Consider the following 9,529-nt stretch of genomic DNA (forward strand, 5'->3'; position numbering starts at 1 on the left):
CGTGTCGTTGCAATGGGATGAGAGTGAACGCTATGCTCGAGGCACCAAGGACCACGAAGGAGATCGCGATGCCGGGAGGCAGGCTCACTCAGCAGGAACGCCAGCAGATCGCGCTGGGGATGGCCGACGGCCTCGCCTACGCGGAGATCGCCAGACGTCTCGATCGTCCGACCTCGACGATCACACGTGAGGTGATGCGCAACGGCGGCCCCACCGCCTACCGCGCCGACCTGGCCCACCGCGCCACCGAACGCCGCACCCACCGGCGCAGGCAGGCCGCGCCCCGGGGGCCGGAGGCATACCCGCAGGCCCACGGACGCGACGCCGAGGCCGTGCGCGACTACGAGGAGATGTTCACCACCCTCCTCATGCAACAGGGCCTGCCCAAGATGATGTCCCGGGTGCTGACCTGCCTCTACACCACCGACGCAGGCAGCCTCACCGCGTCCGAACTCGTCCAGCGCCTCCAGGTCAGCCCGGCGTCCATCTCCAAAGCGATCACGTTCCTCGAAAGCCAGGGCCTCATCCGCCGGGAACGCGACGCACGCCGCCGCGAGCGCTACATCGTCGACGCCGACGTCTTCTACCAGTCGATGATCGCCGCCGCCCGGTCCAGCGCCCAGCTCGCCGAGGCCGCACGGCAGGGCGTCGGCGTCCTCGGCCCCGACACCCCGGCCGCCACCCGCCTGGAGAACATCGCCCGCTTCGTCGACTTCGTCACCGAGAGCATGACCCGCGCCGCGGAGCAGGCCCGCGACGTCCTCCACGTGAATGCCGAAAGCCCCTCAGGCGACACTGCCGAGCCGCGTTCGGATCGCGGACAGACAGCCGCCTCGATGGCCACATCCAGTGGTGCCCGCGCCGGAAAGTGAGCAGCTGAACCGCCGAACCTCAGATCCCCGGCCCCGTGCGCCGCAGAACGCGCAGCGAGTCGGTGGCCGAGACCTCGGTGAACGCGCCGGACTTCAGGGCGCGGAGGTAGACGCGGTACGGAGCCTGACCGGTGAACTCGTCCGCCGGGTCCGGGAACACGTCGTGGATGAGCAGGAGGCCGCCCTCGGCGACATGGGGCGCCCAGCCCTCGTAGTCGGCGGACGCGTGTTCGTCGGTGTGGCCGCCGTCGATGAAGACGAGGCCGAGAGGGGTCCGCCAGAAGGCCGCGATCTGGGGTGAGCGGCCGACCATCGCGACCACGTGCTCCTCCAGGCCCGCCTGATGGAGCGTGCGGCGGAAAGTGGGGAGCGTGTCCATCCGGCCGAGTTCCGGGTCGACCGTCGCCGGGTCGTGGTACTCCCAGCCGGGCTGCTGCTCCTCGCTGCCACGGTGGTGGTCCACCGTGATCGCCGTGACGCCCGACTCTCGGGCCGCGTCGGCGAGGAGGATCGTGGAGCGCCCGCAGTACGTGCCGACCTCCAGGAGCGGGAGCCCGAGCGCGCCCGCCTCGACCGCGGCCTCGTACAGCGCGAGCCCCTCGCCCACGGGCATGAACCCCTTGGCGGCCTCAAAAGCGGCGAGTGTCTCCGGCTTCGGTGCCGCGGGCATGGGCTCCTCCAGCTTGTACGGGGCAGTGGGCGCCCCATGCTGCCGCACACCCCCGTCGCGCGGGCGACGGGGGTGTGCGTGCGGGATGACGGAGAGCGTGGGAGCGTCAGGCGGGAACGCCCGCGTTCTCGCCCGGCAGCGCGAGGTCCAACTCGACCGGACGGTCGTCGCCCGCGTGCGTCGCCGACGAGGCGAGCGGTCCGTGGCCCGCGGCCCTCGCGGCCAGGACGTACGCACCCTCGGCGGGCACGGCCAGGTCGTAGCTGCCGTCCTGCGCGGACATCGTCGTGCCCGCCTGGCGTCCCCGCCGGTCGATGAGCGTGACCTTGGCGCGGGCGACGGGCGTTCCGTCGGCGCCGAGCACACGACCCCGGAAGCCGCGGAAGCCGCGGAAGCCGTGGAAGTCGCCCCGTCCGTCCGGCACGGGGATCGGCGCGGGCGTCGGCGCCGTGGGCATCGTCTCGGACACCGCCTCCTCGCTCGAAGCCAGCGGCTGCGGCTTCTCCACCCTGTTCCGGCGCGGCAGGAGCAACGCGAACACCAGGCCGACCGCGACCGCGCCCGTGGCGATCAGGAAGGACAGGCGGAAGCCGTGCATCGTGGGAATCGCGACGCCGTTCACCTGGTTCGCCGTGTTCGCCAGCACCATGCCGATGACGGCGCTCGACACCGACGTACCGATCGAGCGCATCAGCGTGTTGAGTCCGTTGGCGGCGCCGGTCTCCGAGGCGGGGACCGCGCCGATGATCAGCGCGGGGAGCGAGGAGTACGCGAGGCCGATGCCCGCGCCCAGGACCACCGCGATGACGACGGTCTGCCAGGCGGCGCTCATCAGGCCGAGGCCGGCGCCGTACCCGATCGCGATGATCAGCATGCCGATCACGAGGGTGGTCTTCGGGCCGTACTTGGTGGACAGGCGGGCGTAGATGGGCGCCGTGAACATCATCGTGAGGCCGAGCGGCGCCACGCACAGACCCGCGACGACCATGGACTGGCCGAGGCCGTAGCCGGTCACCGTCGGCAGCTGGAGCAGCTGCGGCAGGACGAGGGAGACGGCGTAGAAGGCGACGCCGACCATGATCGAGGCGAGGTTGGTGAACAGCACCGCGCGGCGGGCCGTGGTGCGCAGGTCCACCAGCGGAGCCTTGACGCGCAACTCCAGTACGCCCCACAGGCCGAGGACGACCGCCGCCGCTCCGAACAGGCCGAGCGTGGTGCCCGAGCTCCAGCCCCAGTCGCTGCCCTTCGTGATCGGCAGGAGGAAGAGGACGAGACCTGTGGACAGGCCGAACGCGCCCAGTGCGTCGAAGGTGCCCTCGGCCCGCAGCGGGGACTCCGGTACGAAGACGAGAGTGAGCACGATCGAGAGGGTGCCGATGGCCGCCGCTCCGAAGAAGAGCGCGTGCCAGTCGGCGTTCTGCGCCACCAGGGCCGCGAGCGGCAGCGCGAGTCCGCCGCCGACGCCGATCGACGAGCTCATCAGGGCCATCGCGGAGCCGAGCCTCTCGCGCGGCAACTCGTCGCGCATCAGGCCGATGCCGAGGGGGATGGCGCCCATCGCGAAGCCCTGGAGAGCACGCCCCACGATCATGACGAGCAGTTCGCTGGTGAAACCGCAGATCAGCGAGCCCACGACCATCACGGCCAGGCTGGTGAGCAGCATGCGACGCTTGCCGTAGAGATCTCCCAGGCGGCCCATGATCGGCGTGGCCACGGCGCCCGCGAGCAGGGTCGAGGTCATCACCCAGGTGGCGTTGCCGGGCGAGGTGCCGAGCAGCTCGGGCAGGTCCTTGATGACGGGCACGAGCAGGGTCTGCATCACCGCGACGACGATGCCCGCGAAGGCGAGTACCGGGACGATTCCGCCGCCGCTCGGCCTTCGCCTGTGGTGGTCCGTCGTCGTCGTGGTCATCGCGTGGGGCCTCCGGGGTCGGTGGGGAATATGTGCACGGTGAACTCCGTGGGCCCAGGCAACTATTCCGTTACTTCGGGTCGCTAACGAATTCTTGACCTCTTCATTACTTGACCTCTCCTGTCCGGTGCGGTTGAGCTCTGCGTTGGTGGCGCCCGGCGACCTGGTGTGTGCAGGGTCTCTTTGCGCTCTTTGGTGCCGCGGTCGCAGGTCAACTCTGCATTTTCGGCGGCCTGGCTCCGAGTGTCGATGCAGTCCGGCAGGACGACCTGCCCAGTCCCCAGACCCTCGCTGCGGGTATCGACCGCGACCGCGATGCTGTCAACGCCGGTCAGACCCTGCCCTGGAATTCGGGGGTCGTTGAGAGACACGTCAACCGCATCATTTTGTGGAATCAGTGCTCGTCAAGCTGCGCAAGCAGAGGACTTGTCCCCTGCCGGGTCACATCCCGGTGGAGCCGTCGATGCGTTCCCGGAGTAGGTCCGCATGGCCGTTGTGCCGTGCGCACTCGGCGATCATGTCCACCAGGATCCTTCGCAGTGAGATCGGCTCGCCGGTCCTCTTGCGGATCCCTGCTTCATCCAGCGATGCGGCAGTGGCGGTGATCTGTCTGGACTGCTCACACTCCGCCCGCCAGACGGCGAACGCGTCGTCGACGTCACCGTCCAGGCTGTCGAAGTCCTGGTTGGGGTCATCGTCGGAGCAGTAGAGCATCGGGACGTTCGCGCCGGCGAACTGCATGCGGAACCATCAGCGCTCCACGCCGGCCAGATGCCGCACCATGCCTCGCCCAGGACGCGGCCTCGGCCCGCCGGCATCGGGCTCCGGTGGAGTGAGTTCCGCCCGAGACCCTCTTGACTCCCCTCCGCGCCACCGCCATTGTTGCGTGCCACATTCTGGCATACCATTCCATTTTACGGCACGCGGCTCTAGGGGTGGTCCTGCCGAAGTGAGCCGAGATCCCGAAAGGCGGACCCAAGTAGACAGCCTCGCAAAGCACCGGCTCCCGGCCAAGCCGGAACGACCGCAGACTGTTCCCCCGCGGACTAGCAGGGGTCTGGGCGGGTGTCGCCGCCGCGCCGCCTCACGGTCTGCGGCACACCCGCGATCCGCGTGCCGTGGGGGTATGCAACCTCGACCGATTCGCGAAGGAGACGGTCCACTGTGGACGCCATCGACGAGAAGATCATCGCCGAGCTGACCCGCAACGGCCGCATCTCGCACTCCGAGTTGGCCAGCAAAGTGCTGCTGTCCCGGAACGCGGTGCGCCAGCGCATCGAACGGCTTGAGCGCGAGGGACACATCGCCGGCTACACCATCGTCCGCGCGGGCGACGACACCGGCAATGTCGTCTCGGCGCTGGTCCTCGTCTACCGCCAGGACCGCATGCGCGGCGGCGACGTCCTGGCCGCGCTCAAATGCATCCCCGAGGTCGTCATCTGCGAGATCCTCAGCGGCGACTTCGACATCATGGTGCGCCTGGAGGCGGCCTCACTGGAACGCGTACGCGTCATCTGGGAGGACATCGCCCAGATGCCCGGCGTACGGGACACGGTCACCGCGCTCACCCTGTCCAGCGTCGTCAACCGCCCGCGAGGAGGGCGGAGTTCAACGGCACCGGGGTGAGCAGCGCCATCGCCTCTTCCCTGTCCAGCAGCCCGCCCTGGACCACGAGGTCCACCACGTCCGCCCCGGTGGCCAGGGCCTCTTTCGCGATCCAGGCGGCCGCCGCATAGCCGATGTAGGGGGTCAGGGCGGTCACCGAGCCCACCGACCGGGCAGCTTGGCGGGCCAGGTGATCCTCGTTGGCGGTGATTCCGGTAATGCAGTGCGTGCGCAGTGCAGCGCAGCCGCGTGTGAGCCACTGGATCGAGGTCAGCAGCAGGTGCCCGATCAGCGGCTCGAAGGCGTTGAGCTGGAGTTGCCCGTTCTCCGCGGCCATCGTGATCGACACGTCCGCGCCGGCCACCGCGTAGCAGATCTGGTTGACCATCTCCGGGATCACCGGGTTGACCTTGCCCGGCATGATCGACGACCCGGCCTGGCGGGGCGGCAGCGCGATCTCACCCAGGCCGCTCTGCGGGCCGCTGGACATCAGACGCAGATCGTTGCAGATCTTCGACAGCTTCACGGCCAGCCGCTTCAGGACGCCGGAGACCAGCAGGAAGGCGCCGGTGTCGGAGGTCGCCTCGACCAGGTCGAAGGCCGGCTTCAGCTCAAGCCCGGTGAGGGCGCCCAGATGCCGGACCGCCGCCTCGGCATATCCCGCCTCGGCGGTGATACCGGTTCCGATGGCCGTGGCGCCGAGGCTGATCTCGTGCAGCAGCGGCAACGTCTCGCGCAAGCGAGCCATGTCCTCGACCAGGGTCACGCCGAAGGCGGTGAACTCCTGGCCGAGGGCCATGGGCACGGCGTCCTGCAGCTGGGTGCGGCCCACCTTCACCACATGGGCGAACTCCTCGCCCTTGGCCGCGAACGCCTCGGTGAGCGGGCCGAGTTCTTCCAGTAGCCCGCCCAGGGACGTGCTGACGGCGAGCCGCAGCGCGGTGGGGTAGACGTCGTTGGTGGACTGGCAGCGGTTGACGTGGTCGAGCGGGGAGATCACGTCGTAACGGCCCTGCTCGAGGCCCAGATGTTCCAGGGCGAGGTTGGCGATGACCTCGTTGGCGTTCATGTTGGTGCTGGTGCCGGCACCGCCCTGGATGACGTCCACCCGGAACTCGCGGTGGTGGGATCCGTCCTCGATGGCCTGGCAGGCCGCCTCGATCGCCCGCGCGACCTCAGGCTTCAATGCGCCGATCTCCCCGTTGGCCCTGGCTGCGGCCCGTTTCACGGTGGCCAGCGTGCGGACCAGGGCGGGGTGGGCGGCCAGCGGGATGCCGCTGGCCTGGAAGTTCTCCAGCGCCCGGGCGGTGTGGATGCCCCAGTAGGCGTCGGCCGGTACCGTCAGTTCGCCCAGGGAGTCGCGCTCGGTGCGGAAGGCGGTCATTGGACCACTTCACTGATGTGGTTGACGCAGACGACCTTGGGCTGGGTCATCTCCTCGAAGGCGAAGCGCACGCCTTCGCGGCCCATGCTGCCGTACTTGAACCCGCCGAACGGCATGGCGTCGAACCGGTAGTCGGACGAGTCGTTGATCATGACTGCGCCGGCTTCGAGCAGCCGGGCCGCGTTCAGGGCACGGTCCAGGCGCGAGGTGAAGATGCCCGCGTGGAGGGTGTAGTCGATGGCGTTGGCCTGCTCGATGGCGTCCTCGAAGGAAGTGAACGACTGCAGCACGACGACCGGGGCGAACACCTCCTCCCGCCAGATCGAGCAGGTCGCCGGGACGTCTTCCAGGACGGTCGGCCCATACAGGGAGCCGGTGGCGTCGTTGCCGCACAGCAGCACCGCGCCCTGGACCACCGCCGTGTCGACCTTGGCCCGGGTGGCGGCCGCGGCCTCCTGGGTGATCATGGGGCCGACGTCGGTGCGCTCGTCGAGGGGGTCACCGACGCGCAGCAGTTCGGTGCGGGCGACGAAGGCGTCGCGGAAGCGCTCGTAGACCTCGCGGGCGATCAGGATCCGCTGGGTGCCGATGCAGTTCTGGCCCGCGGCCCAGAACGCGCCGGAGACACAGGAGGCCACGGCCTCGTCGAGGTCGGCGTCGTCCATGACGATGACCGGGGCGTTGCCGCCCAGGTCCATGGCGAGCTTTTTCAGGCCGGCCGTGCGGGAGATGGCCTCGCCGGTGGCGAATCCGCCGGTGAAGGACACCATGCGCACGTCGGGGGCGGCCACGATCGCGGCGCCGATGTCGGCATTGCCGTTGACGACGGTGACGATCTCCTCGGGCAGGCCGGCCTCGATGAGGGTGTCGACCAGGCGCAGCGCGGACAGCGGCGTCAGCGCGGACGGTTTGAGGATAACCGCGTTGCCGCCGGCGATGGCCGGGCCGAGCTTGTGGGCGACCAGATTGAGGGGGTCGTTGAACGGAGTGATGGCGGCGATGATGCCCAGCGGTTCGCGAGTGAACCAGCCCTGCCGTTTCTCCGAGCCCTCATAGGAGTCGAAGGGGATGACCTCACCGGCGTTGCGCCGTGCCTCGGCCGCGGACAGGGACAGGGTGTTGACCGCGCGGGCGACTTCCTTGCGGGCTTGGGTGATGGTCTTGCCGGCCTCGCTGACGATCAGCTGGGCGAAGGACTCGGCGCGCCGCTGGATCAGGCGGGCGGCGCGTTCCAGGAACGCGGCCCTGGAGGCGCGGGACAGCGCGGCCGCGGTGCGGCGCCCGCACCTGGCCTGCTGCAGGATGCTGCCGACGGCGCCCGCGCCGACGGTGGGCACCGAGGCGATGACCTCGCCGGTGTAGGGGTTGTGCACGGGCGTCGTGTCGGTGCCGAGTTCGACGCTGGGGGGCACGACGGTGTCAGACACGGTGAGTCTCCTGGAGAACGGGGCGCGTGGGGGCGGTGTCGTCGTCCGCGTGGCGCTGGTGGATGGCGATGAGGTCCGACAGCAGGGCGTAGGCGGTCTCGATGCGGCCGGCGCCCGGCCCGGACACCGTGACGGTGCCGAGGAGGTCGGTGTGGAAGGCGACCGCGTTGACCGGGCCGGAGATCCCCGCCAGCGGGTGCTGGGTGGGCAGGGCGAGCGGGGCGACGTGGGCCTCGACGCTGCCGTCCTCGTGGCGGGTGGCGGAGCCGACCAGCTTCCAGCGCAGCCCCTTCGAGGCGGCGTCCTGCACCTCGTGGGGGTTGATCGCCAAGATGCCCTCGCAGAAGACGTCCTCGCGGCGCAGGTCGGCGCCGAGGACCTCGTTGGCCAGGATCATGACCTTGAGCTGGACGTCGTGGCCCTCGATGTCCGCGGTGGGATCGGCTTCGGCGTACCCGAGCTCCTGGGCTTCGGCGATGGCCGCCGAAAGCTCGATGCCCTCTTCGAGGCGGCCGAGGATGTAGTTCGAGGTGCCGTTCATGATGCCCTGGACGCCTGTGATCTCCAGGCCGCCGAACATCCGCTCGGCGGTGCGCAGGATGGGGGTGCCGCTGAGTACCGAGCCCTCGAACTCGAAGCTGACACCATGCTCGGCAGCCAGCTGCTTCAGTGCGCGGCCGGCGAGTGCGACCGGTCCTTTGTTGGTGGTGCACACGTGCTTGCCCGATTCCAGGGCCCAGCGCACATGGGAGAGGGCGGGCTCGCCGTCGGTGGGGTCGGTGAACGTCGCCTCCACGACGATGTCGGCCGGCACCTCACGGATCACCCACTCGTTGCGCGGATCCGCGCTGCCGCCGGCAACGCCCGCGAAGCTCAGCTCCCCGGGATCGGCGGCCAGCAGCGGCGCCAGATCGATGCCGTCGGTGTCCACCAGGGAACCGGCCCGCAGATCGGTGATCGCCACCACCCGCAGGGCGAAGCCCAGCTCCTTGGCCAGGCGCTCCCCGCTCTGGGCTATGAGCTCGGCAAGCGCGCGATTGACGCCGCCGAATCCGATGAGGGCGAGATCGTATCGGCCCATGAGAAAGCTCCTTCACAGTCCGCCGCACCCTCCACGGTGCGGCTGCTCAGAGCCTCGCTGTCCGGCCTGTCACCTGCTCCATGCCGCAACGACCGCACGGCATGCCGATCTGTACCGTTGTGATGACGATTCGCTCACCCCGCGTCCGGCGACACGATCGCGGCCCCTATCGGTGCTTCATCTCCATCTGGTTTCCCGCTGTTGATCCTCGGAGTTTTCTGTCCGGCAGCCTCTTGACTCCCCTCCGGGACACTGCCAATCTCTGTGCCATATTCCAGCACTTCATTCCACAATGTGGCACGCCTGAGGGTGTTGGCCGGGTAACTCCGAGAGCGCAACGGTTGCGATGCGGCGTTTCCAAATCCCCCGGACCCCGTCCAAACCGCCTTGAGTCGAACAGCTTCACGTCGGTGGCCCGTAAGCCCCCAGCGTTACGAAAGGAAAGTCCTGTGTCAGCTGCGAGGAAACGTGTCGCCGTCGTCGGCACCGGCACGGTGGGCAGCCAGGCAGCCTGGCGGCTGGCGGCACGGGGCGCCGACGTCGTGGCTTACGACCGCTTCGCCCCCGGCCACGACCGC

Annotated in this window: 7 protein-coding genes and 1 pseudogene; 2 read left to right on the forward strand and 6 right to left on the reverse strand. The window is 69.4% G+C overall.

The genetic code is table 11. From position 1 onward, the window contains the following. Positions 1-68: 68 nt before the first annotated feature. The gene (locus FGD71_RS34185; protein WP_119104476.1) at positions 69-872 is read left to right on the forward strand and encodes a helix-turn-helix domain-containing protein; all 804 of its coding nucleotides are present in this window, start codon (positions 69-71) and stop codon (positions 870-872) included. 19 nt (positions 873-891) lie between these two features. On the opposite strand, the gene FGD71_RS34190 is transcribed toward FGD71_RS34185, so the two are convergent. The 3 genes and pseudogenes from FGD71_RS34190 to FGD71_RS34200 all read right to left on the reverse strand — a co-directional run. After that, positions 892-1,542 carry a class I SAM-dependent methyltransferase gene (locus tag FGD71_RS34190; protein WP_119104460.1) on the reverse strand — a complete coding sequence of 217 codons (651 nt, stop codon included), beginning with the start codon at positions 1,540-1,542 and terminating at the stop codon, positions 892-894. A gap of 106 nt (positions 1,543-1,648) precedes the next feature. Continuing rightward, a complete protein-coding gene (locus tag FGD71_RS34195; RefSeq protein WP_119104461.1) occupies positions 1,649-3,454 on the reverse strand; it encodes an MFS transporter in 1,806 nt (601 codons plus the stop codon). Positions 3,455-3,895: 441 nt separating this feature from the next. Then, positions 3,896-4,240 (reverse strand): annotated as a pseudogene (locus tag FGD71_RS34200) (DinB family protein); the annotation flags it as partial. 378 nt (positions 4,241-4,618) lie between these two features. Here FGD71_RS34200 and FGD71_RS34205 point away from each other — a divergent pair. Continuing rightward, positions 4,619-5,080 (forward strand): Lrp/AsnC family transcriptional regulator, encoded by a 462-nt coding sequence (locus FGD71_RS34205; RefSeq protein WP_119104462.1) that lies wholly within the window; start codon positions 4,619-4,621, stop codon positions 5,078-5,080. Here the strand turns inward: FGD71_RS34205 and FGD71_RS34210 are convergent. From FGD71_RS34210 to FGD71_RS34220, 3 genes are read right to left on the reverse strand one after another with little or no spacing between them, the layout of a single operon-like run. Continuing rightward, positions 5,037-6,443: an aspartate ammonia-lyase gene (locus FGD71_RS34210; RefSeq protein ID WP_119104463.1), complete on the reverse strand. Its 1,407-nt coding sequence runs from the start codon at positions 6,441-6,443 to the stop codon at positions 5,037-5,039. The two genes, FGD71_RS34205 and FGD71_RS34210, sit on opposite strands and share 44 nt — an antisense overlap. After that, positions 6,440-7,870, reverse strand: coding sequence for an aldehyde dehydrogenase family protein (locus tag FGD71_RS34215; RefSeq protein WP_119104464.1), 1,431 nt, complete (start codon positions 7,868-7,870; stop codon positions 6,440-6,442). Before FGD71_RS34215 ends, FGD71_RS34210 begins: the two co-directional genes overlap by 4 nt. After that, a complete protein-coding gene (locus FGD71_RS34220; protein WP_119104465.1) occupies positions 7,863-8,951 on the reverse strand; it encodes a homoserine dehydrogenase in 1,089 nt (362 codons plus the stop codon). Before FGD71_RS34220 ends, FGD71_RS34215 begins: the two co-directional genes overlap by 8 nt. Positions 8,952-9,529: the final 578 nt, after the last annotated feature.

Source organism: Streptomyces sporangiiformans (assembly GCF_005768555.2).
Classification (GTDB): Bacteria; Actinomycetota; Actinomycetes; order Streptomycetales; family Streptomycetaceae; genus Streptomyces; species Streptomyces sporangiiformans.